This window comes from Paenibacillus sp. F024 (assembly GCF_057814255.1).
Genome location: NZ_JBVASZ010000001.1, coordinates 490,876 through 512,419 on the forward strand (window position 1 = coordinate 490,876; position 21,544 = coordinate 512,419).

Here is a 21,544-nt window from a genome sequence, read left to right on the forward strand (position 1 = left end):
GCTTAGCATCTAGAGGTTTGGTGGTTTCTATACCTCGTGACCGTGAATTTTTCTTAACTATCTCCGGTGAACGGCATGGTTAGGAAAGACGGGTCAGCATAGAGATCGGAAAGCTGGCATCGGGTTCTTGCCCCAATTTTCCCCAAGCCATAATCCCATTGATATAATGAACCTCAAACGGCAACTGTACCCCTTCCACTTTATATAAGCCAGGGGGGAAATCGGTCGGTTTAAGCGTATATGCCTTTGCCGCAAAATACTTGCGCTCAACTACTGAGCGCTGACTCGGAAACTCTGCCCGCTGCATCTCTTCTTGAAGCAGCCTCATTTCCGCTTGAAGCTCTTCCGGCGTCATTTGACTATACAGCTTTTTCATAGTGTACGGACTCCCTTAATATGCATATTTAAACTCCATATCGTTCACTTGATCATGGCAATCTGCGTTTTCTTTACAAAACATTCACATAAAACGACGGAATTCGCCTATATGGCGAAACATTCATGTCAAAATAACCATATGCGATGTCAGCATTTGTTACAAATTCCTCATCGATTTTTGGTATGAATCCTGTATAATAAAAATATACCATTTGAAGAAAGGGAGGAATTATAACAAATGACAACGGAATTACATTTTCATAATCGTAAGATACCGGTAAGCTTCATTTCAAGCGATCAAAAGGCGATTCCTCAACTACTCAACGTATTAGAGCGCAAGACAACCCACTCTTCTTTGACCGGCACACCCTCGTTGAACGATATTGATCGAATAGAAATTATAGGCAACAGCGCGTTTTTGCATAATACAAAAGAAAAGAACAGCATTGAACTGCCGCTCTATTGAGGAGCGGTTATTTTGTTGCCGATGCCGCTTGCTACGAACAAACCCCTTACGGTATAGTAAAAGATAATTAAGGTATGTATACACTTTGTAAAGGACTGTCGCGATATGCGTAGCGATAACAAACGAAACTTTTTTCGCTTAACGTTCCAGCATCCGTTGTGTGCCGAATTGAAAATGATCGATTACAATGAAATCCTGCCCGAATCCAGAATGATCAAAGCCGCGCTGCTTGACCTGAGCGCCGGCGGAGCCCGTTTCTATACCTCAGCTCCGCTGCCGGAAGACGACAGCCTTCTCATTGAGCTGAAATTTACCGCCATGGGCAGAGAATTCAAACCGATCGGCATCATTGTTCGTTCCATGGCTTCAAATGAAAACCAATATGAATACAGCGTTCAATTTTCATTGAATGAGTCGGATACCGCCTCCCTGACCGGCGTATTGAACCAAATGTCCGTAAAGCTTCGGAAAAACCCAATCCTAGTCGGATGCAGCTTTTGTACAGAAGAAGATCTGCTTGAATGCAAGCTCTTATGAACGGGGACGGCCTGACAATCCGGCAACAAGGTACACCTTGCCTGTTTCCGTATGCCATACCCAGCTTCGAAACAGAAGCTGTTCAGGCCGGAGCCGATCATGAAGGTCCTTCAATCCGATAACCGCTGATTCCATCCCGTATTTGCCAAACGCTTCGAACAGAAAGCTTACCCGCTCCCGATCTCCCCGAGGCTGGCTTAATTCCTCGACAATCCACGTCTTGTCCTCATCCAGCAAAATCATATCCGTCCACGCCGCTACTCTTCCATCCGGTTTCACCAGCGATAGAAGCAGCCCGTTATAGTCGGTCATCAAGCTGTTGCGCAAGTAACCGAGCGCCTCGGCCATCTGACGGATGTCCTGCTCGCCATACCGCTGCATATGACTGTATAGCTGCGTCAGCGCATCAATGTAAAACAACTGGGTATGGACGCCCGAGGAAACGACAAGCGAGAAGGTTTTATTTAAATGAGGCAATACTTCGTAACGCCGCACCTCGAATGCACAATCCCGAAGGTACCCCGCAATCTCCGAACCGGAAGCCCCGTTTATGAGCAGCTCCTCAAACTTTTCGTAAAACGAGATGTGATCCAAGCACGTATAATCGACCCTGGTGAGCGATTTTAGCCGGCTTAACGCAAGCCCCCCCGTTTCTTGCAGCCATTCTTCCAGCATGTTGTCTTCCGTATCAAGCACGGTCACCTGTTGGAAATAACTAGCCAAGCCCGGCAGATCCACATCGCCGTGATTGCCTGCTCCAAGCACCGCGACCTTCTCAGGCTTAGCAAGCAGTTGAACGGACTCCCGGATCAAGCTCCGCACATGAAACCGATGGGTTCCCCACTCCTGCTCGCCCCAATCCAGAGCTCCAACGCCCTCTCCCTGCCCTTGCGTATCCTCGAACCGCATCCGCATCATTCCGGGAAAATCTCTCATGACAACCCCTCTTTCTAAAGCTTGTCTTCTGTTGTCATTATAGCATAAGCCTTGTCTGAAACCCATGGCATACCGGTGAAACAATAAGTCCTAACTGCCGATTTACAATCGACACGTTTCCTTGCTAATATTATAAAACAGCAAAGAAAAACGATATCCGTCAGAACGGGGTGAGTGGGGATGTTTTCCAATCTCGAAAAAGAAGCTTTATACAAAATTATTTATACCCGAAGGGATGTACGCACATTTCTTTCCGATCCGATACCCGATGAATTGGTCATGAAGCTGCTGCTTGCAGCGCATCACGGTCCTTCCGTAGGATTTATGCAGCCCTGGAATTTTATTTTGGTATCTTCCAAAGAGGTGAAAGAGCAATTAGCCTGGGCTGCGGATAAAGAAAGACGCGCATTAGCCATCCACTACGAAGAGAACCGACAAGACCGATTTTTGAGTCTCAAAATCGAAGGAATTAAGGAAGCTCCTCTGACCATCTGCATTACGTGCGATCCCACACGCGGCGGTTCACACGTACTTGGGCGCAATTCCATTCCCGAAACCGATATCATGTCAACGGCTTGCGCCATTCAAAATATGTGGCTGGCCGCTTGCGCCGAAGGTTTGGCCATGGGCTGGGTCAGCTTTTATAAAAAGAATGACGTCCGCGACATCCTGGACATTCCGCCTCATATCGATCCCATCGCATTGATTTCGATTGGATATACGGATGAATATCCGTCCATGCCTATATTAGAATCCGCCAATTGGGAGAAAAGAAGATCTCTACAGGATCTTATCTTTAATGAAGCTTGGGGAAAGCAAATAAATACCCACACCTAACGGCTTTAAAAAACTAGAAAAGCAGGCGAATGAACAAGCGGTATCCCCTTCAGCTACGTATACTGTGGCAAACATGAAAGGAGTGATATCCAATGACTCATAAAGGAATCTGCTGCCCGCCTGCAGACCCCATCGTCACAAGACCTACTCAAATCGTTAGGGATTTTTATCATCCGCAGCTTGTGCAGGTGATACACCCCATTGAAGTGATTAATCGCCATCACTGCGTCCCCGTTTATAACCATGTTTACACTTATGTCGAGAGAAATGTGGGACCTCTTGCGGGACCTGCTGCCGCTCCTGCAGCTCTTTCACCTTACGCCCATTATGGAGCGGCGGTTGCCAGCGCAAAAAGACGCAAAAAATAACCCGATCGATTCCATGAATATATCTCCAGCAGCTATTTGCTGGAGATTTTTGCATTAAAAAAGAGCCTTTCGGCTCCAAAACCATTAATACGTATTATATATATTTTCACATTCGCCCCCTGTCGGTTCATAAAAGCAATGCTTCTTGTAGCGGCCGACAAAAGGCTGATTATACCATGTCGGAGGACAGTCTCCCGGCGGTCTGAAATACCACAAGCTGAATTTTCCCGGCCAGAGCCTTTCTCCGTTAACGGACCTGCGGGCCAAGCGTTTTTCCCGATCCCTGGCTTTTTGATAAAAATATCCGTGAATTACAGCTTCAAACGCATGAGGTTGATATATCATTTGCGGAATGGTGCGAATCCCTTTAAAATCGGAGCAATTCGCACGGATACGATTAATCCCTACATTACCGACAAGCAGCATGCCCTGCTCGCCTTCTCCTTCCGCCTCGGCGCGAAGCAGCCTTGCGAGGAGCGTAATATCTTGGTCCCTAGCTTTAACAACAGCCATCAGGTTCACCTCTTCACTGTGTTATAACCTTAGAATATTGTGAAATGAACCAATAGGTGACTATCATTATTTATTCATTCGTTTATTGACCCGTTTGGTTATTCGTGGTAATTTATACATGACCGTAAACACGGGCAAGGCCCCTTGAGGAAGCACCTCAGGGGCTTTGCTTATTTCGTATTTTATTTAAGGAGGAGCTTGATTTGAAAAAGTGGTCCGGAATATCAGCCATGGTGTTAGCAGCTGCGATTATGATTTCAGGATGCGGCCAGCTGCAGGCCGCCTCTACTCCTTCCGCACCAGTAGAGAACCCTATGGTATCCACCGCAAAAGTAACCGCGGTTGTCGATGGAGATACAATCAAGGTCGAGTTAGCGGGCAAAGAAGAAACGGTCCGGATGATTTTAGTCGATACACCTGAAACCGTCCATCCGAACAAACCCAAACAGCCGTTCGGACCCGAAGCCTCCGCCCTCACCAAAAAAACGCTGGAAGGCAAGGAGGTCAAGCTCCAACGCGATGTTTCCCAACGTGACCGGTACGGACGTATTCTGGCCTACGTCTATGTGGACGATCAAATGTTCAATGAAATCCTTCTCGAAAAAGGATTAGCCAGAGTCTCCGTCTTCCCTCCGGATGTCAAATATGTGGATCGCTTCAGGGAGATCCAAAAAAAGGCCCAAGAGGCCAAGCTGGGCATCTGGAGCATCGAAGACTATGCCACGGATAAAGGCTATGATGACAGCAAGGCCCAGGTTCCGGCCGAACCTCAGCCATCCCGCAATGAGGAGGTCTACTACGCCAAATGCGCAGATGTCCGTGCCGCCGGAACAGCACCTCTTCACCGCGGGGACCCCGGATACCGCGGCGGGTTGGACAAAGATGGCGACGGGATCGCATGTGAATAACGAACTGAACACGCAGGTATGAAATTTTGGGGTTCTTGCAGTTAAAAATGTAACCTTTTTAAGGCGGCATACGATCGTCTATTTGGTCATTCGAAACGATTGAACCCTTGAATGCAAAAAAATCCCCGCCACGTCGATGGCTGCGACAGCGGGGATTTAAGAAATATATATAAAAGATGGGGTACGTTATTCATTATGGCCGGTAATCATGAAAAGAATCTTTAAAATAGATGAAAAAAACATTAAAATTGGATTTCAACCAAGGATGGCTTCCTGAGAAAACCGTGGCGTGTCCAATGCTGAAATTTCACTTTGGCCTTGATCACAGGATGAATATAAACAAATTGGTGGTCCTCGCCTGTAATCAGCTGTCGACTGACATCATAAAACTCCTTCTTCTGGAAAGGTGCTATACCGGATTGAATTATCCCCGCCGGACGCTTTCGCCCACAGGCTTCAACCTGTGCCAACCAGCCGAGGCCCTCCTTTTGATATCCTGTAATCCACACATCCTCGTATTGATAATTCATAATCTTCAGCCAGTCATGAGAACGCCTGGCGACGTACGGACTGTCTTTTTTCTTGGCAATCATCCCCTGCATGGATTGTTCAACCAACAAACGATAAAGCTCCTCGCCTTTCTCTTCGACTTGAGGTATAAGTCGAAAGTGCTCATTGACCCCCATTACCGACTCAAGGATAGACCTTCTCTTCATTAATGGAAGCTTTCGTAAGTCACGGCCTTTGAAATGAAGAATATCCCAGACCACAAAATGTACCGGACGCTGCTTGGCGAAGGATTGGATTCTCTCCCGCTTTGTCAGCTGCAGCCGCTGTGCGACAAGCTCAAAATCCGAAGCTCCCGTATCCGGATCGGTACAACAGACCTCTCCGTCAAGAATAACGTCTCCATCCACAGGAACATCATAAAGCTCGGGATACTGGCGTGTACATTCCTTTTGGTTTTTTGTGAACAGCCTTATTTCCGCTCCTCTTTTGATCAAGAGCAACCGATGCCCATCCATCTTCGGTTCAAAGATATAGGCCGAATCTGAGAAGGGGGTATCATGGGACTCAAGGAGCATAGGATGAATCAACATATGCATCACCTGAGTCCATTTTAACATGAGGGATTCATTGAATTAAGCAGGGAAATGAAGGAGAAATCCCACAGGAAAAAGGACCCCTTACGGAGTCCTTTCCAACGGTGAACATTTGGTATTTTGCCTTGAATCTTTCCATTAGCTCGGGTTTCAGACCTCATTCACATCTTGCAGTACGTGTACTACAGCAACGTGTCTTTGGCACACACCTCCGCTTCTATCTTGATTCAACAACAACTTCCACGGTATTGCTCGTTAGATAGACCAACGGAACCACACCTCTCTTGTCACCGTTAATAGTATGATGTCCAAATCGTCGAGCTTTATGCAATTTTTTTATATTTATTTCCGCGGCCACGACCGAAGCCTCCATCGTGTTGCTTTCTCATGCTCCAAAATAGGCCTGCAGTTTTTCTTTAATCAGCCTCATGCCTTCCTTAACCGCTCTCTGAATAAGCAAATTGGTTTTGTGCGCTTCATAGTCCTCCTGCTCATATTGGACCCTGATCTCCGCATGGTCATTCTTGATCAGGCCGATAATGACCGATACCACTTCCCCGTTCTTATCCGGCCCGCCCCGGTGTTTATGCACGCCGCGGTCCTCCCCATCTATTACGGATTCCCATGCCAGAACATCTATGCTGCATTTGTAATCATAATCCGGATGCTCGGAATAGGATTTGATGGTATCGGCCAGCTTCACCTCCATCCAGGTTTTCATCCTGTCCCCCTTCAGCCATTTATCAAGCTAACATAGTTAAGCAACACGCTTGGCAAACAAAAAACGATGTTTCCAGTATGTATTAAAATCCGTTAACGTAACCCCCGGATCGCCGTAGGTATGAATGATTTGTCCGTTGCCCGCATAGATCCCCGCCGCTGGTCGACGGATACGCTGTGTCCAATCTGCGCTTGAGAACCTGAAGACCTCGGAAGCTTGATTCCGAAGTGGTCATATACATCCTGTACGAAGGAAGAGCAGTCGAACGTATGCGTACTTTCGTAAGGTCCTGCGGCTTGAGATAGTAAGGGCTTGCATACTTAACATACCGGCATCCATTATAACACAATCCTTACTAACCTGCTGAACTGGCTAGGCAAACAAGGCCTTCATTCTTTTTTGCCCGCCCACTTTATTTTACACTAGTATTTGGTTAAACTAGAACTAAATGGGCTAAGGGGGTTATCGCGTTGTCATTAAAAGGAATCCGTGTAGTCGTTGTCGGAGGCACTTCCGGTATTGGCTTGTCCACAGCAAAAGCATTTCTTGACGAATCCGCTCAGGTGATTATCGCCAGCCGGTCGGCTGCCAAGCTTACCGAGGCGAAACAAGCACTAGGGGGCGGTATCGAAGCATATGAGCTCGATTTTCGCAGCGATGAGAAGACCGCCGAATTTTTCAGCAAGGTTGGGCATTTCGACCACCTGGCCATCACTGCGGGAGAAGCCGCGATGGGTCCTTTTAAAGACCTGCCCGTATCCGCTGCAAAAGAAGCGTTCGACAGCAAGTTCTGGGGACAATATATGACCGCCAGAGCGGCGATCCCTTACTTGAATCCCGGCGGCTCCATCACGCTCACCTCCGGGTTATACGGAAGACGGCCTCCGCAAGGCGCCTCAACCTTAGCAGCAATCAACTCGGCGGTCGAAGGCTTGGTGCGCGGACTTGCGGTAGACTTGGCTCCCATCAGGGTAAACGTGGTTTCACCAGGTATTGTGGATACCCCGATCTACGCCGGAATGCCGGAAGAGCAGCGTCAGTCCATGTTCTCGGCCATTGGAAGGCAATTGCCCGTTGGGCGTATCGCACAGCCCGAAGACATCGCCCAGTCCTACGTCTACTTGGCGAAAAACGGCTTTACGACAGGTACTGTCGTTCTGATCGACGGGGGAGGCCACCTAGTGTAGCTTATAGCATATAGCAGAAGGGCCGCCAGCCTATACGTTCAAGGTAAGCGGTCCTTCTTTTCATTTTTATTTGGCAAACTTGGCTTTGATTTGATCAATCCATTCTTTGGCGCCGGGCACTCTGGCTTCGCATCCGTTCCCTAATATGCTAGAGGAAGCAGCGCATGAGCTCAGCAAAATGCTACGAATCAAAATCACGATGAAAGCATGTGTCAAAACGGCAGATAAAAAGAAAAAAAAGCCCTTGCTACACAAGGACTTTTCGGTATGACCTGTAGTGGGCTCGAACCACTGACCCCCACCCTGTCAAGATGGTGCTCTCCCAGCTGAGCTAACAAGTCATGATCGTATTAACTTTTATGGTAATTATAATACCAATCTCCATAATAAAAGTCAAGAATTTTATTCAAAAAGAACGCTTCACCTACCCCATACTTGCCTCTTCATTCATCATTTTCGAATTCTAAAAAAAACTTTAGAAATTATTTAGAAAAAATGTGTCTTTTAACACATTTTTGGGCATATAATATGTCTATAATTGTCACACGGGCTCGAAAGGAGGTCCATTATGTACTATTGCATTGCTTGTAATAAAGTGCATCCTCCCTTATCAACGAAGAATGAAGTTATTTTTAAGACCGGCTTCCATTATATAAATTCTACGATGTATAGCGCCGGAATATGCAAAGCTGCTGCCATACCGAAAGAACTGCAAAAAACAGCAACTGCCTAAACCCGACATGTCATTCGTTGACGGGAGTCTTCCCGTCTTTTTTTCTGTTAGCCCTCCATATACGCAAGGTCAATACAATAGTTAAGAAAATGATCCCCGCGAACAATACAATACCTGTAGATACATATAACCAGTCGGCAAGGGTTCTCTGCGGATCCTCACCTGCACATGCGCAAGCCAACGACCCATTTACATCGAACATCCCTAACCATAGCAAGGGCAGTAAAAACAGGAACACTTTACCCATATGTCTTTTTTGTCACCTCATCTCTTGAATCGCTATCCGGCTTCTACACATTAGACGACAGAAGTCTAACGAATGTTCCGTATGCAAAAGAAGGTGTTTTTCACCATCCCTTTTAGTGTAAAATAAGCTTATACCGTTTATAGGAGGCGATTCCTATGAAAATTATGATTTCTGCATCCGAAGCAATGGAAAAGGGAGTATGGATTGAACTGCTCAAGCTTTTCGGCAGAGATAAGGATGAGGATTTCTTGCCTAATGAGGAATTCATCTTAACAGAAGAACAAGCGGTGCAGTTGAAGCTGATTACAACTTAAGGAGCGGCAGATATGGATTCGATTCCCAAGCTTTTAATCTGGGGCGGAGTGGCCATGATCGTCATCGGACTTCTGTGGTCCGTGGGCGGAAAATTTCTGAATCTCGGGCGGCTTCCCGGCGACATTGTCGTGGAGAAGGAGAATGTAAAATTTTATTTCCCGATTGTAACATGTATTGTGATTAGTGTCGTCTTATCGCTCGGTATGGCTTTGATCCGCTGGTTTACAAAATAAGGCATCCTGCAACGGATGCCTTGTTTTTTCATAAAGACATGCTATTTCCGCTTCCCTCTCCTTGAACTCCAATCGATGGAGATATCCTTCGGTTCCGTAATGTTGATGTTTTCATTGCGTACCATCTGCGATAGGTCAGCGATCGTTTGATCGAGTAGTTCACCCTTGTGCTTGGAAAACATCCGGCGTCTTTCTTTAAGCAAAATTTCCAATATCAGTTTTTTTTGACTCTTGCTGAACAGCATAACCACAATCACCCGCAGCACTAATTATTTTTTCTCATAAGCCAAGCACGGCTTTCCTGAAGACCGCTTTACCAATGCCGAAGGCAGGTCGCTCGTCTTGAATCCATAAAGTCGGCAGCCCCTGGGAAAGCTCGGGTCCCATGTTACATAGAAATGCTTGCACATAAAGCAATTGACTCTCTCTTGACCGGCAGAATTACCGTTCTTCATGCGTCAGCTCGACCGAGTGGTTTGAAAAAATTCGATCCATTCTCCATCCGGTCCGTAGAAGAAGAAATACCTGGAGCCGTTGGGCAGCGTCGTAATTTCTTGATCAATGAGCTTCACGTCCATCTTGCCAATACGAGCCCATTCCCCTTCGATATCATCCACTGTGAATGCAATGTGATGGACCTTGCCTTCTTGCGGTAGTCCGTCGTTATAGCCTTGAATCAGCTCCAGCTCCGTTTCATCTGCCTGTCCGAAGCCGAGGAAAGCAAGCTTGATCACACCGTTCGAATGATCGAGCGTATCTTTCAGCTCCAATCCTACTACCTCTTTATAAAATCGTACCGATGTATCGATGTCCTTCACCATCACACCTACATGCTCTATTTTTTTTCGTGCCACTGCCCGTACACTCCTTTCTCGATCCACTCTATTCCATTGTATTATATCATAAATCAAAATTGGGCTGGAGCCTTGGGGCATTTGACCCGTAGGCGAATATAGTATGGATGTAAGCGAGACTGACTTTGATTTCGAAAAGGAGTGACTGAGATTGGATCGGGACTACGTATTGAGAACGGTTATGCCGGCAGTGAACCACAGCTTGTACGAGGCACCTAAAACTTCGGTGCATCACGCCATATACGAGGCTGCGGCCATCAGCTATTTAATGGGATGCGGATACGATTTCCATACGGCTAAATGTATTGTTGAATCCTGGGAGGTGGGGGAAGCGTTCCCTCCTTACCAAACCCATACGATGTACCCTGCTTACTATCCTCACTTATTCTAAGGTGTCACTAACCAAAGAGACCCCGGCCAGGGGTCTCTAATTTTACTTCGGCGGCAAACCTCTGAGCAGCTGCCGGATATGCTTGATTCGGGACTCCGCACGCGTCGAGGTAACCGATCCGATCTGGACTGACGAGGAAGTGGAAACAGCCAATACTTCCACATGCTGAACCTGGATAAACGGTGAAGCTTGATATGTGGACATACAAACTTCACTCGTTTGTTTCGGGACTGGTATTGGAATGGTAAATAACGGGTATGCGCGGAGGTTGCCTTCCTTCCCGTAATAAACCGGAATTTCCCGTTGAACCGCTAAAGCGAGAGTTACCGGAGAGAAATCTCCTACATCCCCGACATTGAAGATGGAAGCGTAACCGACATTGTGAATCATGACTTGGTGGACTACCGACGTCCGAACCGGAAGCGCCATGCTTATTCCTCGAAAGGCAGCGGCTCGATCGGTCCGATAATCAGCGACTCCGGCGGGGTATCGAACACGCTGGACAAATAGATGACCTGCGTATCGCCAATGAGTAAGACGGACGAACTGGCCACACCAGTGATCTTCACACTTCCGACGTTCAGCTCCTTATTTACCACCTTGAGCATCATCTCCACCGCCTCCTTCTTGATTCATCTTCATTACATATTGCTCCATAGCCAAACGGATATCTCCAATGACTTTGTCCGTGATGATCTGCTCCTGCTCCTGTGTAACGACCGCCTGCTTCGGGTCCATCATCGAATCCAAATAATACTCAACCCTTTGTGCCGCCTGCCCTTTTAAATCCCCGATGACAAATTCCGAAAAATCCGGACCCAGCTCCACCCCATACGTCGCTTCGAGATCGGCAAGCTCTTCCGGACCGGATTGCTGCAAGTAATCATAGACCTGATTCTGGATACGGGCAAAGGATTCCGATCTGGCTGTATTGGTTCTGATGACTTGACCGCCTACCGTTGCATCATCCAATGATTGGGCGCCAAGACCGGCGGGAGACAAACCTACGTTTAATGTGCCTTGCAGCGTCTCCACTTTTAATTGGTCGAAATTATACTCGATTCTCTCGATCGTAACGCCGCGCTGCTTTTTGAGCGATTCCAGTTCCCTAGTTATAAGCTCAATTCGTCCCTCCAAATAACGAATGCGTTCCGTCTGCCACCTTAAATATTCGTTCAGCTGATGGAAGTATGATTCAGGGTAGGATGAATTCATCAAATATTCCTCCGTTTAGCGGGAAGGTGTAGGAAGCGGCACGAAAGGTACGGCAGACGGAACGGCAATCGTTTCCCCCAAGGTAGGAGCCGGTCCGGTGAAGCCTCCCGTATTGTACAAATTGGCTAAAGAGCGAATGGACCCGGCTGTTCCGATCTGCACTACGGAAGAATTCGTCACTGCGCCGATTTTGAGCTGGTGGATGATAATATTCTGATGAATGGTTAACGGCATAGAATTAAATAACACCTGCCTTATCCGCTGAGGCAATGTTGGAATCAGCCACGTCATTATCATAGGTATTGGTCGTACTGATTACGTTGTAAGTTCTTACACTATCCCCCGTATTAAAAGAACCCGCCCCTGCATAAGTTTTGGCTATCGTCTTGGGAGCCAATTGGATGGCGTCGCCGATGTGGACTACGGAGCCTGTGCCTACAGTCAATATCTTGATTGCACCCACGATAGCCGGCATGGCAGCAACACCTTACCCGTTATGGATTTGCTACATTATATGTTCAAACCACAGAAAGTATGTGTTTTGCCGCCTTATCCGGGGTTATGCATTGCGTTTCACGTTCATATACTAAAGCAGTAAGGAGTGGATGAATCATGGACGGAAATAAAAACAATAATAACTTCTTCGATATGAATTGGAAAAATTTTGAGCGTTTTTTTGGAGGGAAGCTGCCTTTTGCAGGGCCATTGAACCTGGGCAAAGATAATGAACCGATGGCATGGGTAGAAAACTATGTAAAGAATGTTATGAAGCAAGCGCTGCCAAACATGGACTCCCCCTCGCTCGATCATCATTTTCATTCCGAGGTCTTCGACACCCACAACAATGTCATCGTCAAAATTCATGTCCCGGAAAAAGCACAAGCGCGCAAGCTGAGGGTGATGTTAAACGTGAGCCAAATCCGCCTGGAAGGATTGCCCGACAACAATACACAGACGATCCGGCTGGCGAGTCTGGTCGTGCCCTCGAGCTGTAAAGCGGTTTACCGAAATGGCATTTTGCAGCTCCATATACGAAAGCAAAGCACAGAGAATCCTTATCAGGAAATCGATGTCCGGTTTATGTAACAAGGCAAACAAATCAGGCGCATCCCCCTTCCATTCGGAGCGGAAGGGATGCGCCTTGCTTAAGGCTGCATGGTTGACTGAATATGTAGCCTAATTGTTGGCTGCATTATTCGAATCGGCTACATCGGGATCGAAGGTATTCGTGAGACTGACGACCGTCAACGTAGTAGCAAAATCACCGGTATTGCTTCCTCCGGATCCTGCGTTTGCTTTGGAAGTGCTTTTAGGGGTAATTTGCAGTACGTCACCAAATACCAGTTCTCCTGAGTTGCCGGTCACTTTGATGGGCGCCAAAATAATCGCAGGCATAAAATGGTACCCCTCCTCTTTCATGTGATTATATAAGTATATGGAGTAATGGGATAAAAAAACACTCCAATTGGGAAAAATACGAATAAAGGGTTTTGCTTTGACATGTCAAAGCAAAACCCTTTATCAAATTCGTAAGAACTGCCGAAGACCGGACTCGAACCGGTACGGTAGTCACCTACCGCAGGATTTTAAGTCCTGTGCGTCTGCCAATTCCGCCACTCCGGCATGATCTTATATGGTGGGCCCTGAGGGACTCGAACCCCCGACCAATCGGTTATGAGCCGACCGCTCTAACCAACTGAGCTAAGGGCCCTGGTGCGTTTTGGTTGCGGGGGCAGGATTTGAACCTGCGGCCTTCGGGTTATGAGCCCGACGAGCTACCGGGCTGCTCCACCCCGCGTTAGTGTTTCGCTTACACTTACGATAGCGACAAAAATAAATATACACCAAACAAAACACGGAAGTCAAGCATAAAATTATACCGTGTATCTTACGCCAAATCGGCCTTTCTTAGATCGAAAAACCTCAACCTCTGAGGGACATTCATACCCGTAAATCCACCAGTCTTCTTCCATCCGTCTGGCCAAGCAGCCGGCCTGAAATTTACTATCGTACAGCTTAACCCAATAAATCCAGTTCATTGTTCTCACTCCGCTTGGTATAGATGACGATAAAGTTCTGTTCATAGCTTAACCAAAAAAAGCTCCCTTATTTATAAAGGAAGCTTCTCCAATTTATAACAGGTATCGCAGAGTACGACCTAAGACATAATTACTTAGCTGGCCTGTTTTCCGATTCGGATTTGGGGATATAAGGCACGACGTATTCTCATTTGTTTTTTTAACGTTCTTTCCCCCATGCGAATTTCTCTTGGAAAGTTACTGTTTCCACATTTTTGAATAAAAAAGTGTTACACCCCCCTCCCTCCGGTTTATATAAGAAGAAAAAGATAGAGGGAGATGAAGCAATGCTTACCTTAAAGCGATGCAGGGGTTGGATCGTTGGCTTGAGCGTAATGATCTGCCTTCTGCTTATTCCCGGGAGCCTGATGCACGCGCAAGCCGCTTGGACCGATTATCGTTTGATCGCCCACGGGCTTGGTGAAATATCTTCTGTGGCCGTCAGCAATTCACGTGAAGCTTTTATTACCAGCTACAACAAAGGCCACCGTTTATTCGAGGCCGACTTAATCCTGACGCAGGACGGTCACTTGGTAGCCCGCCATGATTGGTCCGATTATTTATCCGGCTTGTTAAAGCAACCGTTGACGAATCAACAAAAAAATCAGCCTATGACGCTTCAAGCCTTCCAAAATACGAAAATACTAGTAAAATACAAGCCTTTAACCTATAAAGATCTGGTCCTGCTGCTTAAAGAATATCCTGACGCTTACCTGCTTACCGATACGAAGGAAACCGATCCCCGGTTGATTGAGAAGCAGTTCCGGCAAATCATCGAGATAACACACTCCGTAGATCCTTCGATCATAAACCGGATTATTCCGGAGCTGTATTCACCGGAAATGATTATGCAGGTACAGCAAATCTATCCTTTCCCTACATATGTTTTTTCACTCTACTTATCCGGCCTGCCTGAACAACAGGTTGTCGATTATGTAAAGAAAAATCAGGTCAAGGTCATAGCCATGCCGCTTGAGAGAGCGAATAAAGCCTATGTACGCAGCCTTAATCAAGCGGGAGCCTTCATCTATGTACATACGACGAATGATCCGGCAGAGATTGACCAGTTCAAGCAAAGGGGTGTACACGGATTTTTCACGGACCGGCTGGACTACCGCCAAGCGGGCATATCTGCACCGGCTGCCGGAACAAAGATTGCGGCAGGCTCGGAAACACAGTCCCAGAACGTTAGCTCTCCGAATCTGCAGTCCGAACTGTTCCAACGATGGCTTTCCAAGCTGCTCGAGTTATTTGGGGTCGCTTCGGAGATAGAGAAATGAGTTTAAAAATGAAAGGCGGCCTTCAGCAGGCCGCCTTTCATTGAATCGCGAGGATTAGGATTATTGCTTGTATACGCCCACCAGACGCTTGCCTTCCGCGCCTGTTTCCGTGTTAAACACTTCGTAGATACGAACGGATAACGGATATCCGAACTGCTCGGAAGTTCCGTTGAAGCTAAAGTTATTTTCTCCGGATACGATCCGGTTCGAACCGATAAAGGAAGCCGTCGACGTGCCGAGCAAACGGTCCGCTTTATCGTAAAGCTCAAATTGCAGATGAGAGAAGCTCGGATCCACCTGGACCTGCTGCTGACGCTCGATATCAAAGAAAAACTTGGCTTTGTAGGAATGCGTGAGCGTCGCCATATTATATTGCGTACCGATCGTCCAGCTCGTCACCTTTACATCAAACGGATAAATGCTGAAATGGTTTTGCTCGTTCTCCGGCTGAAGCGTGACGTTATAGGCTGCAATCGTTGTTTTAAACGGTGCAGCGGACTGGGCGTCCAAGACCTTGAGAGCAAGTCCTTTTCCCGTTTCAGAGAATGGCACCGTATACTGGAAGCTCACCGTAATCGATGAATTCGGCAGTACCGAAGGCGTGCTGATGCTCTGCTTGCTGCCGCTGTATTGGTATCCGTCCGCACTCATAATTTCCGATTGGAAATTCGGTACGGCAATCGGACGATCGCTCTTGTTGGTTAGCTTGAATTTAGCCGTAACATTCTTGGAGCCTTCTTCTTTGTTCTCATGCATGTTCAACTCAACGACAGATACGTCCATATTCGGGTGAATCAAGGTGCTCAGGCTGTCAAATTTCATCGGCGCACCTAGAGTGTAAGCCGCATAGTTATTGATGTTACCTTGTGCCGGAAGCAATATGTTCAGGCGTCCGACGTTATAGGTAATTCTCTCCCCTTGTCCGCCTGTTCCTCCCTGAGCAAACGTTTCTGGCGTAAGCAGGTTTAAGCTGGTGAGTACGGCATCCTGATCTACAGGAATGGAATAATGGATATATTTTTTTTCTTTCGCTTCCAATGCGACGATACGTTGTTCCACCCGGTTTCCGGAGTAAATCTTGCCGTCCGTTTTGCCATCTACTATGAAGCTGGGAACAATCTCTCTTTTGTCCGCCGGATTGTAGGCCAAAAGCTGTACGACGTAGAAGCTGCCATCCTTGGTCGACTCTTTATTAATGCCCACCGGCGTATATTGAATCGGAGAAATCAGCGACGGGATAACAAAGGAGTCCGACCATTTCTTGAGGGCCGTCGGATCCGTAATCGGCGTATCGCTTCCTTTCCACGCTTCCCCTTGAATCGGTGCCGCTAAGATCAGCGTCTCCTTCTTAGGATAGACATACACGTCGACGTCCGTCCAGTTGACCTCGGTTAAGCTTACGCTATCGGTACGGTCGATGACCGTCATATAGCTTAGCTCGGTATTGGCTTTGGGTTGAATCGCTTTGGCATTGGAGGCGCTGGGCTGAAGCGTATATTGAATTCCTTCACTCGTCTTTACGCGCAGCTCATAATCCGGAACTCGGGTTACGGTATTGCCGTTGTTTTTCATCCGGATAACCACGCCCAGACGCGTTCCTTCCAGTATAGGTTCATTTAATACGCTTGTGACCTCAACATCCAAAGCCTGGGTCAATTTGTAGGTGACGGCCGCCTGCGCGCTGATGGCGGGCTCTGCAGCCTCAGCTGCAAATGCGGAGTAACCTGTACTCATGATCGAGGCGGTAATGACAACAGATGCTACGGTTTTCTTCAGCTTGTGGTTCACTTGGGTATCCTCCTGTCGGTCTACTGTCGGTTATTGGGCCAGCTGCACTTTTTCTTGGTCTTTCAATTGGTTTTGTCCGGAAACGACTAGTTGTTCGCCTTCATTGACGCCGGAGAGGACTTCCTGGAAGGTCTCGTTCACGCGTCCAAGCGTAACCTTCCGTTTCTCCACCTGATCGCCTTTGAGAATAAACACAAAGGTTTCTCCACCTTCACGCACAACACTGAGTGAAGGTACGGTTACCACCATTTGGTCGCTTTCCTCCGTGAGTAAAATTTGCGCCTTCATTCCCGGTCTCAGCTTGCGGTCGCCATTAGGAACCTCCAATTCCAGCGTATATGACTTCGATTGAGAGCTCATCACGTCGGCCAAGTAGCTTACCTTAGCTTTGGTATGATCTAATGTGCCGGGAATATAGAAGGTCAGCTCCGTCTTGCCTCTGACCAGCTTCGCCATTTCTTCTGTCAGCTCCGCTTTAATCTTGATCGGGTCAAGCTGCTGCACCTGAGCCGCACGGAACCCGCCGTTCAAATACATGCCGACCTCAATAGGAAGCTCTGTCAAGACACCGCTGACGGTGGCCTTCACTTCCATATTTTCAAGGGTTCGGTCGATCTCGCGAATGGATACACTGGAGGTTTGGACTGCTTGTTCCAGCTGAGCCAACGAATTCGTGCTTTCCAGTGTTTTCAGCTTACTGTGACTGCTTTCCAGATCCAAGCGCAGGTTCTTAAGCTGCGACTCCATTTGTTCCAGCTGGAACTTGGTCACAAGACCCATATCGTAATCGTTGCGCATCTTGTTATAATCTTTTTCCATGTCTTTTATAGACGTTTCGAGCTTCGTAATGCCGTTTTGCAGGTCCTGCTTGGAATTGGCCAGATCCTGACGGGATTTGGTTATTTGCTCTTGAGCCGAGGCCAAAGCTATTTGCGCCTTTTCCTTCTGAATCAATACATCCGTAGGATCCTGACGGAAGATAACCTCGCCTTTTTCCACCATGTCGCCGCGTTTTTTCAAAATCTCCCGAACATCGCCTCCCGCCTTGGTGACAATATCTAATTGTATGGAAGAAATGACATCTGCCACCTGTTCTATAGGCTCACTGATTATTTTCTTCTCAATCGGCTGTGCCCTTACGGTTTTCAATTGGGGTTGAGATTCCGCCGCGCTTACCGTAGATTCCGTTGATGGCTGGGACGAACAGCCCGTTAGGAGAGCTGCGCCGATCACGACAGCCCCCACAATTTTGGTACTGTGTTTCACTGAGTTGTTCAATGTCCGATTCATTTTTGCCGATTCTCCTTTTCCATTATCTATCTATACTGACCACAGGTTAGTTTAAGGTGCGACAGGCTCCGCCTTCACCGCGGCGGCCTTTTCCTTTTTCCGCTTGAACCATCGGCTAACCCGCTGCTGGGCTCCATAAACCAGCTCATACATGACAGGCACAACCACCAAAGTAAGGATGGTAGACGTTGTCAGACCCCCAATCACGACAACGGACAGCCCTTTGGATATGAGACCTCCCTCAGCTGCTCCAAAGGCCATAGGCAGCATGGCCATAATCGTAGCTCCCGCCGTCATAATGATCGGGCGGAAACGGCTTATTCCACCTTCAATCAAAGAATCGCGGATGGAATGCCCTGCCTCTACATTCTGCTGAACGCGGTCGACCAATACGATCGCATTCGTTACCACTACCCCGATCAGCATAAGGAAACCGATCAAAGACGTGATATTAATCGTTTCTCCCGTCACCAATAAGGCTACGAATCCGCCGATCGCGGCGAGCGGTAGGGAAAATAGAATGACGAACGGCGCGCTTGCATTACCAAAGGCAATAACCATGATCAGATAAACGATACCAATGGCGGCGGCCATGGCTACAACCATGTCTCTAATCGTGTTTTGAATATCGTCGCTAACCCCTTGAACCTCCGTCCGGACCCCTCCGGGAAGCTCAACCGATTTCAGCGCCTCACTTACTTTGTTACTAACTCCGCCCTTGTCCTTACTATCGATCGTTGCCGTGATTCTAACATACTGTTCCTGATTTTCGCGGGTAATGTTAGCCGGGGAATCGATTTGACGGACCTGAGCCACTTCACTTAAATAGACCGTTGAACCCTTCGGCGTTTTCAACTGAAGCTGGGCTATTTTATCCGCGGAGTCTTTAAAATCGTCATCGAGCATAATCTTCGTATTAAAAATGACGTTATCGAAACGAAGATCACCAATACTATCTTTAGACAACCAGCTTCGGATACTTTCGAGAATTTGTCCGGAAGACAAGTCGTACAAACGCGCTTTGTTTTGATCGACTCTAATTTCCAGCTCCGTCTTTTGCTCGTTTAAGCTGTCCTTGACGTCAGTCAGCTCCGGAAACTCCTTCATCTTCTCTCTGATCAAACCGGCACCGATCATCAGCTGATCAAGGTCCTCGCCTTTGAGCATATAGATAAAATCCGAGCCTCCTCCTGGAGCGCCGCCTGATGAAGTCAAGTTGCCGGTAACCTCCGAGCCGGTCGGCATCATTTCGGAGATTTTGGCTTTCATTTCTTCAATAATCTGTTTGGTATCGGTCGCATCGGATACCGCAGCCATAATTGAGGTTTTATAAGCGATGCGTTCCTCTCCGTAGTCAAAACCGACCATGGTATTCACATAGGTAAAGGCAGGCTCGTTCTTCGGATCTTTGACAGACAGAAGCATCGTCTCTACTTCTTTAGCCTTAAGATCCATGGTTTCAAAGGACGTTTCGCGCGGCATTTTCATCGAAAATTGAACTTCCCGTGCGGTTTTGCTTTCCGGCATAAACTCATATCCCATAAATGGAACCGTTCCGCCTAGCGTCAGGACAAATAAAAGGAAGGATGCAAGAATCGTTTTCTTAGGATTATCAAGGGACCAGGAAAGCACCTTTTTATAACTTGTCATAAATTTCCCGTTGTTCGGCTCCTCATGGTGTTTAAGCTTTTTATGGTTCAATACCAGCAGCTTAGCCAGCATGGGAATGACAGTCAACGCGACAACCAGCGAAGACAGCAGTGCGGCCGCGATCGTAATGGCAAACGGTCTGAACACTTCGCCTACAATCCCGCCTACAAACGCTACGGGAACAAAGACGCCGGCCGTCGCCAAAGTGGATGAGGTGATCGCAGAAGATACTTGGGACGTCGCAAGCTTAATAACCGATTCGTTGCGCTCTTGAGTCTTCACCAGCTCACTGTAGATATTCTCGATGACAACAATACTATCGTCCACTACCCGTCCTATCGCAATCGTTAGCCCGCCTAGCGTCATGATGTTCAATGTAATATCCAAAGGCACCATAATTAAGAGGGTAATTAAAATAGATAATGGAATAGAGACTAAAACAATGATGGTCATACGAATATTTCTTAAAAAGAGCAGAATCATGATCGAGGCAAAGAGCGCCCCTAAAATCCCTTTTTCCAGCATGCCGTTAATCGACTTTTTGACTTCCTTGGCCTGGTTCATGATCGGGGTGAACTTCACGTTAGGAAATTCCTTTTCCCAGTTGGCTACCAGTGCCTCGACTTTGCTCACAAATTCGACGGTATTCGCGTCTTTAGCCTTATAGAGCGTCAAGCCGATCGAAGGCTCGCCGTTTAATCTGGAAAAGAAGGTCGATTCGGAAATGGCTTCGACTTTGGCTATGTCCTTCAGCAGGACCGTATTGCCCCCCGCCGTATTGATTTTCATGTTTTCGAGAGCGTAGATCGAATTCATATCGCTCCGCACGCGAACCATTTGCGTATTGCCGTTAATATCAACGGAGCCGGCAGGGCTTGTCGTAAGAGCGGCTCTGATGCTTTGCGATACCTGCGCCGGAGTCAAGCCGTAATTAATGAGCGCATTCATATTCAATTTCATATTCAGGGTAGCTTCCTGATTGCCCACCGCATCCAAGCGATCGATTCCATCAAGTGTGCTCAAAGTAGGCTCAATGATGTCCTTATAAATCCGGTCGAGATCGGACTGATTCACACCGTTCTGCCCGCTCATAGCCAGGAAGTAGACAGGGATCGAGCTGAAGCCGAATTTGGCGACCTTGGGTTCGGAAGCGCCTTGCGGAAGGTGGACATTGGAAAGCATGCCTTCGATATCCCTCTTGGCCTCATCGGGATCCCGGCCGTTCTCCAATTCGACTTGAATGGTCGAAAAGTTGTCTGCGGAGGTCGAACTGATTTTTTTGAGTCCTTCCAAACCGACGATGGCCTTCTCCAAAGGCTTGGTTACATCCTCCATAACGTCTCGGGGAGGTGCTACATACGTCGTGCTGACAAAAACCATAGGCAGCGAGATATCCGGCATCGTTTCCTGATTAATGGTTGTTGCGGCATATCCGCCCCCTGCGAATAACATCGCGCATATGATGATGACAGCTGCGACGTTCTTCATGGAAAAATTCGCTAAATGATTCATCTCT

The 21,544-nt window shown here is 47.5% G+C and carries 29 protein-coding genes, 4 tRNA genes and 1 pseudogene; 12 read left to right on the top strand and 22 right to left on the bottom strand.

Annotated elements, in window-relative coordinates; translation table 11 throughout:
* Positions 1-79: 79 nt before the first annotated feature.
* Positions 80-376: a DUF1811 family protein gene (locus ACZYR9_RS02445; protein WP_488976851.1), complete on the bottom strand. Its 297-nt coding sequence runs from the start codon at positions 374-376 to the stop codon at positions 80-82.
* A gap of 240 nt (positions 377-616) precedes the next feature.
* On the opposite strand from ACZYR9_RS02445, the gene ACZYR9_RS02450 reads away from it, so the two are divergent.
* Together ACZYR9_RS02450 and ACZYR9_RS02455 are read left to right on the top strand one after the other, a co-directional pair.
* Complete coding sequence (locus tag ACZYR9_RS02450; protein ID WP_488976852.1) at positions 617-844, top strand: hypothetical protein; 228 nt, start codon at positions 617-619, stop codon at positions 842-844.
* A 105-nt stretch (positions 845-949) separates the two neighbouring features.
* A complete protein-coding gene (locus ACZYR9_RS02455) occupies positions 950-1,381 on the top strand; it encodes a PilZ domain-containing protein (RefSeq protein ID WP_488976853.1) in 432 nt (143 codons plus the stop codon).
* Here ACZYR9_RS02455 and ACZYR9_RS02460 read toward each other — a convergent pair.
* A complete protein-coding gene (locus tag ACZYR9_RS02460; RefSeq protein ID WP_488976854.1) occupies positions 1,376-2,317 on the bottom strand; it encodes a hypothetical protein in 942 nt (313 codons plus the stop codon). The genes ACZYR9_RS02455 and ACZYR9_RS02460 overlap by 6 nt on opposite strands.
* 180 nt (positions 2,318-2,497) lie before the next feature.
* Here ACZYR9_RS02460 and bluB point away from each other — a divergent pair, with 180 nt between their 5' ends.
* Together bluB and ACZYR9_RS02470 are read left to right on the top strand one after the other, a co-directional pair.
* The gene (bluB, locus tag ACZYR9_RS02465; protein WP_488976855.1) at positions 2,498-3,154 is read left to right on the top strand and encodes a 5,6-dimethylbenzimidazole synthase; all 657 of its coding nucleotides are present in this window, start codon (positions 2,498-2,500) and stop codon (positions 3,152-3,154) included.
* A gap of 92 nt (positions 3,155-3,246) precedes the next feature.
* On the top strand, positions 3,247-3,522 hold the full coding sequence (locus ACZYR9_RS02470; protein ID WP_488976856.1) for a hypothetical protein: 276 nt from the start codon (positions 3,247-3,249) through the stop codon (positions 3,520-3,522).
* A gap of 84 nt (positions 3,523-3,606) precedes the next feature.
* Here ACZYR9_RS02470 and ACZYR9_RS02475 read toward each other — a convergent pair whose 3' ends face one another.
* Complete coding sequence (locus tag ACZYR9_RS02475) at positions 3,607-4,035, bottom strand: cell wall hydrolase (protein ID WP_488976857.1); 429 nt, start codon at positions 4,033-4,035, stop codon at positions 3,607-3,609.
* 203 nt (positions 4,036-4,238) lie between these two features.
* Here ACZYR9_RS02475 and ACZYR9_RS02480 point away from each other — a divergent pair, with 203 nt between their 5' ends.
* On the top strand, positions 4,239-4,943 hold the full coding sequence (locus ACZYR9_RS02480) for a thermonuclease family protein (RefSeq protein WP_488976858.1): 705 nt from the start codon (positions 4,239-4,241) through the stop codon (positions 4,941-4,943).
* Between the two features lie 242 nt (positions 4,944-5,185).
* Here ACZYR9_RS02480 and ACZYR9_RS02485 read toward each other — a convergent pair whose 3' ends face one another.
* The 3 genes and pseudogenes from ACZYR9_RS02485 to ACZYR9_RS02495 form a co-directional block, all read right to left on the bottom strand.
* Complete coding sequence (locus ACZYR9_RS02485; protein ID WP_488976859.1) at positions 5,186-6,043, bottom strand: ATP-dependent DNA ligase; 858 nt, start codon at positions 6,041-6,043, stop codon at positions 5,186-5,188.
* Positions 6,044-6,431: 388 nt separating this feature from the next.
* Entirely contained in the window at positions 6,432-6,767 is a 336-nt protein-coding gene (locus tag ACZYR9_RS02490) for a hypothetical protein (protein WP_488976860.1), read from the bottom strand.
* A 92-nt stretch (positions 6,768-6,859) separates the two neighbouring features.
* Positions 6,860-7,033: pseudogene (locus ACZYR9_RS02495) on the bottom strand (NlpC/P60 family protein); the annotation flags it as partial.
* Between the two features lie 204 nt (positions 7,034-7,237).
* On the opposite strand from ACZYR9_RS02495, the gene ACZYR9_RS02500 reads away from it, so the two are divergent.
* Positions 7,238-7,954, top strand: a complete 717-nt coding sequence (locus ACZYR9_RS02500; protein WP_488976861.1) for an SDR family oxidoreductase — start codon at positions 7,238-7,240, stop codon at positions 7,952-7,954.
* Positions 7,955-8,222: 268 nt separating this feature from the next.
* Here ACZYR9_RS02500 and ACZYR9_RS02505 read toward each other — a convergent pair.
* Positions 8,223-8,295 (bottom strand) — tRNA-Val (locus ACZYR9_RS02505).
* Between the two features lie 227 nt (positions 8,296-8,522).
* Here ACZYR9_RS02505 and ACZYR9_RS02510 point away from each other — a divergent pair.
* From ACZYR9_RS02510 to ACZYR9_RS02520, 3 genes are all read left to right on the top strand, one after another.
* The gene (locus tag ACZYR9_RS02510; RefSeq protein ID WP_488976862.1) at positions 8,523-8,687 is read left to right on the top strand and encodes a DUF3973 domain-containing protein; all 165 of its coding nucleotides are present in this window, start codon (positions 8,523-8,525) and stop codon (positions 8,685-8,687) included.
* Positions 8,688-9,089: 402 nt separating this feature from the next.
* Complete coding sequence (locus ACZYR9_RS02515; RefSeq protein ID WP_488976863.1) at positions 9,090-9,248, top strand: hypothetical protein; 159 nt, start codon at positions 9,090-9,092, stop codon at positions 9,246-9,248.
* 12 nt (positions 9,249-9,260) lie between these two features.
* The gene (locus tag ACZYR9_RS02520; RefSeq protein WP_488976864.1) at positions 9,261-9,482 is read left to right on the top strand and encodes a DUF2905 domain-containing protein; all 222 of its coding nucleotides are present in this window, start codon (positions 9,261-9,263) and stop codon (positions 9,480-9,482) included.
* 41 nt (positions 9,483-9,523) lie between these two features.
* On the opposite strand, the gene ACZYR9_RS02525 is transcribed toward ACZYR9_RS02520, so the two are convergent.
* Positions 9,524-9,727 carry a hypothetical protein gene (locus ACZYR9_RS02525; protein ID WP_488976865.1) on the bottom strand — a complete coding sequence of 68 codons (204 nt, stop codon included), beginning with the start codon at positions 9,725-9,727 and terminating at the stop codon, positions 9,524-9,526.
* Positions 9,728-9,940: 213 nt separating this feature from the next.
* A complete protein-coding gene (locus ACZYR9_RS02530) occupies positions 9,941-10,336 on the bottom strand; it encodes a VOC family protein (RefSeq protein WP_488976866.1) in 396 nt (131 codons plus the stop codon).
* 151 nt (positions 10,337-10,487) lie between these two features.
* Between ACZYR9_RS02530 and ACZYR9_RS02535 the strand changes: the two genes are divergently transcribed.
* Positions 10,488-10,727: a hypothetical protein gene (locus ACZYR9_RS02535; protein ID WP_488976867.1), complete on the top strand. Its 240-nt coding sequence runs from the start codon at positions 10,488-10,490 to the stop codon at positions 10,725-10,727.
* 42 nt (positions 10,728-10,769) lie between these two features.
* Here the strand turns inward: ACZYR9_RS02535 and ACZYR9_RS02540 are convergent, their stop codons facing one another.
* From ACZYR9_RS02540 to ACZYR9_RS02560, 5 genes are read right to left on the bottom strand one after another with little or no spacing between them, the layout of a single operon-like run.
* Positions 10,770-11,156: a spore germination protein GerPE gene (locus ACZYR9_RS02540; protein ID WP_488976868.1), complete on the bottom strand. Its 387-nt coding sequence runs from the start codon at positions 11,154-11,156 to the stop codon at positions 10,770-10,772.
* A gap of 2 nt (positions 11,157-11,158) precedes the next feature.
* On the bottom strand, positions 11,159-11,338 hold the full coding sequence (locus tag ACZYR9_RS02545) for a spore gernimation protein GerPD (protein WP_488976869.1): 180 nt from the start codon (positions 11,336-11,338) through the stop codon (positions 11,159-11,161).
* Positions 11,316-11,942 (bottom strand): spore germination protein GerPC, encoded by a 627-nt coding sequence (gene gerPC, locus ACZYR9_RS02550; RefSeq protein ID WP_488976870.1) that lies wholly within the window; start codon positions 11,940-11,942, stop codon positions 11,316-11,318. The genes ACZYR9_RS02545 and gerPC overlap by 23 nt, the downstream gene beginning before the upstream one ends.
* Before the next feature lie 15 nt (positions 11,943-11,957).
* The gene (locus ACZYR9_RS02555) at positions 11,958-12,176 is read right to left on the bottom strand and encodes a spore germination protein GerPB (protein WP_488976871.1); all 219 of its coding nucleotides are present in this window, start codon (positions 12,174-12,176) and stop codon (positions 11,958-11,960) included.
* Between the two features lie 4 nt (positions 12,177-12,180).
* Positions 12,181-12,417, bottom strand: a complete 237-nt coding sequence (locus tag ACZYR9_RS02560; RefSeq protein ID WP_488976872.1) for a spore germination protein — start codon at positions 12,415-12,417, stop codon at positions 12,181-12,183.
* Positions 12,418-12,554: 137 nt separating this feature from the next.
* Between ACZYR9_RS02560 and ACZYR9_RS02565 the strand changes: the two genes are divergently transcribed.
* A complete protein-coding gene (locus ACZYR9_RS02565) occupies positions 12,555-13,028 on the top strand; it encodes an Hsp20/alpha crystallin family protein (RefSeq protein WP_488976873.1) in 474 nt (157 codons plus the stop codon).
* Positions 13,029-13,118: 90 nt separating this feature from the next.
* On the opposite strand, the gene ACZYR9_RS02570 is transcribed toward ACZYR9_RS02565, so the two are convergent.
* The 5 genes from ACZYR9_RS02570 to ACZYR9_RS02590 form a co-directional block, all read right to left on the bottom strand.
* Positions 13,119-13,337 (bottom strand): spore germination protein, encoded by a 219-nt coding sequence (locus ACZYR9_RS02570; protein WP_488976874.1) that lies wholly within the window; start codon positions 13,335-13,337, stop codon positions 13,119-13,121.
* A 142-nt stretch (positions 13,338-13,479) separates the two neighbouring features.
* A tRNA-Leu gene (locus ACZYR9_RS02575) sits at positions 13,480-13,565 on the bottom strand.
* Positions 13,566-13,576: 11 nt separating this feature from the next.
* Positions 13,577-13,653, bottom strand: a tRNA-Ile gene (locus ACZYR9_RS02580).
* Positions 13,654-13,663: 10 nt separating this feature from the next.
* Positions 13,664-13,740: transfer RNA gene (locus ACZYR9_RS02585), tRNA-Met, on the bottom strand.
* Positions 13,741-13,816: 76 nt separating this feature from the next.
* Positions 13,817-13,981, bottom strand: a complete 165-nt coding sequence (locus ACZYR9_RS02590; RefSeq protein ID WP_488976875.1) for a hypothetical protein — start codon at positions 13,979-13,981, stop codon at positions 13,817-13,819.
* 326 nt (positions 13,982-14,307) lie between these two features.
* Here ACZYR9_RS02590 and ACZYR9_RS02595 point away from each other — a divergent pair, with 326 nt between their 5' ends.
* On the top strand, positions 14,308-15,300 hold the full coding sequence (locus ACZYR9_RS02595; protein ID WP_488976876.1) for a phosphatidylinositol-specific phospholipase C/glycerophosphodiester phosphodiesterase family protein: 993 nt from the start codon (positions 14,308-14,310) through the stop codon (positions 15,298-15,300).
* Between the two features lie 60 nt (positions 15,301-15,360).
* On the opposite strand, the gene ACZYR9_RS02600 is transcribed toward ACZYR9_RS02595, so the two are convergent.
* From ACZYR9_RS02600 to ACZYR9_RS02610, 3 genes are read right to left on the bottom strand one after another with little or no spacing between them, the layout of a single operon-like run.
* Entirely contained in the window at positions 15,361-17,088 is a 1,728-nt protein-coding gene (locus tag ACZYR9_RS02600; RefSeq protein ID WP_488976877.1) for a hypothetical protein, read from the bottom strand.
* Between the two features lie 30 nt (positions 17,089-17,118).
* Positions 17,119-18,378, bottom strand: coding sequence for an efflux RND transporter periplasmic adaptor subunit (locus ACZYR9_RS02605; RefSeq protein ID WP_488976878.1), 1,260 nt, complete (start codon positions 18,376-18,378; stop codon positions 17,119-17,121).
* A gap of 51 nt (positions 18,379-18,429) precedes the next feature.
* Positions 18,430-21,540, bottom strand: a complete 3,111-nt coding sequence (locus ACZYR9_RS02610) for an efflux RND transporter permease subunit (protein WP_488976879.1) — start codon at positions 21,538-21,540, stop codon at positions 18,430-18,432.
* Positions 21,541-21,544 lie beyond the last annotated feature (4 nt).

Coding starts and splice junctions, on each gene's coding strand:
- ACZYR9_RS02445 (WP_488976851.1), bottom strand. CDS start 376: ATGAAAAAGCTGTATAGTCAAATGACGCCGGAAGAGCTTCAAGCGGAA.
- ACZYR9_RS02450 (WP_488976852.1), top strand. CDS start 617: ATGACAACGGAATTACATTTTCATAATCGTAAGATACCGGTAAGCTTC.
- ACZYR9_RS02455 (WP_488976853.1), top strand. CDS start 950: ATGCGTAGCGATAACAAACGAAACTTTTTTCGCTTAACGTTCCAGCAT.
- ACZYR9_RS02460 (WP_488976854.1), bottom strand. CDS start 2,317: ATGAGAGATTTTCCCGGAATGATGCGGATGCGGTTCGAGGATACGCAA.
- bluB (WP_488976855.1), top strand. CDS start 2,498: ATGTTTTCCAATCTCGAAAAAGAAGCTTTATACAAAATTATTTATACC.
- ACZYR9_RS02470 (WP_488976856.1), top strand. CDS start 3,247: ATGACTCATAAAGGAATCTGCTGCCCGCCTGCAGACCCCATCGTCACA.
- ACZYR9_RS02475 (WP_488976857.1), bottom strand. CDS start 4,035: ATGGCTGTTGTTAAAGCTAGGGACCAAGATATTACGCTCCTCGCAAGG.
- ACZYR9_RS02485 (WP_488976859.1), bottom strand. CDS start 6,043: ATGTTGATTCATCCTATGCTCCTTGAGTCCCATGATACCCCCTTCTCA.
- ACZYR9_RS02490 (WP_488976860.1), bottom strand. CDS start 6,767: ATGAAAACCTGGATGGAGGTGAAGCTGGCCGATACCATCAAATCCTAT.
- ACZYR9_RS02510 (WP_488976862.1), top strand. CDS start 8,523: ATGTACTATTGCATTGCTTGTAATAAAGTGCATCCTCCCTTATCAACG.
- ACZYR9_RS02515 (WP_488976863.1), top strand. CDS start 9,090: ATGAAAATTATGATTTCTGCATCCGAAGCAATGGAAAAGGGAGTATGG.
- ACZYR9_RS02520 (WP_488976864.1), top strand. CDS start 9,261: ATGGATTCGATTCCCAAGCTTTTAATCTGGGGCGGAGTGGCCATGATC.
- ACZYR9_RS02525 (WP_488976865.1), bottom strand. CDS start 9,727: ATGCTGTTCAGCAAGAGTCAAAAAAAACTGATATTGGAAATTTTGCTT.
- ACZYR9_RS02540 (WP_488976868.1), bottom strand. CDS start 11,156: ATGGCGCTTCCGGTTCGGACGTCGGTAGTCCACCAAGTCATGATTCAC.
- ACZYR9_RS02545 (WP_488976869.1), bottom strand. CDS start 11,338: ATGATGCTCAAGGTGGTAAATAAGGAGCTGAACGTCGGAAGTGTGAAG.
- gerPC (WP_488976870.1), bottom strand. CDS start 11,942: ATGAATTCATCCTACCCTGAATCATACTTCCATCAGCTGAACGAATAT.
- ACZYR9_RS02555 (WP_488976871.1), bottom strand. CDS start 12,176: ATGCCGTTAACCATTCATCAGAATATTATCATCCACCAGCTCAAAATC.
- ACZYR9_RS02560 (WP_488976872.1), bottom strand. CDS start 12,417: ATGCCGGCTATCGTGGGTGCAATCAAGATATTGACTGTAGGCACAGGC.
- ACZYR9_RS02565 (WP_488976873.1), top strand. CDS start 12,555: ATGGACGGAAATAAAAACAATAATAACTTCTTCGATATGAATTGGAAA.
- ACZYR9_RS02570 (WP_488976874.1), bottom strand. CDS start 13,337: ATGCCTGCGATTATTTTGGCGCCCATCAAAGTGACCGGCAACTCAGGA.
- ACZYR9_RS02590 (WP_488976875.1), bottom strand. CDS start 13,981: ATGAACTGGATTTATTGGGTTAAGCTGTACGATAGTAAATTTCAGGCC.
- ACZYR9_RS02595 (WP_488976876.1), top strand. CDS start 14,308: ATGCTTACCTTAAAGCGATGCAGGGGTTGGATCGTTGGCTTGAGCGTA.
- ACZYR9_RS02605 (WP_488976878.1), bottom strand. CDS start 18,378: ATGAATCGGACATTGAACAACTCAGTGAAACACAGTACCAAAATTGTG.
- ACZYR9_RS02610 (WP_488976879.1), bottom strand. CDS start 21,540: ATGAATCATTTAGCGAATTTTTCCATGAAGAACGTCGCAGCTGTCATC.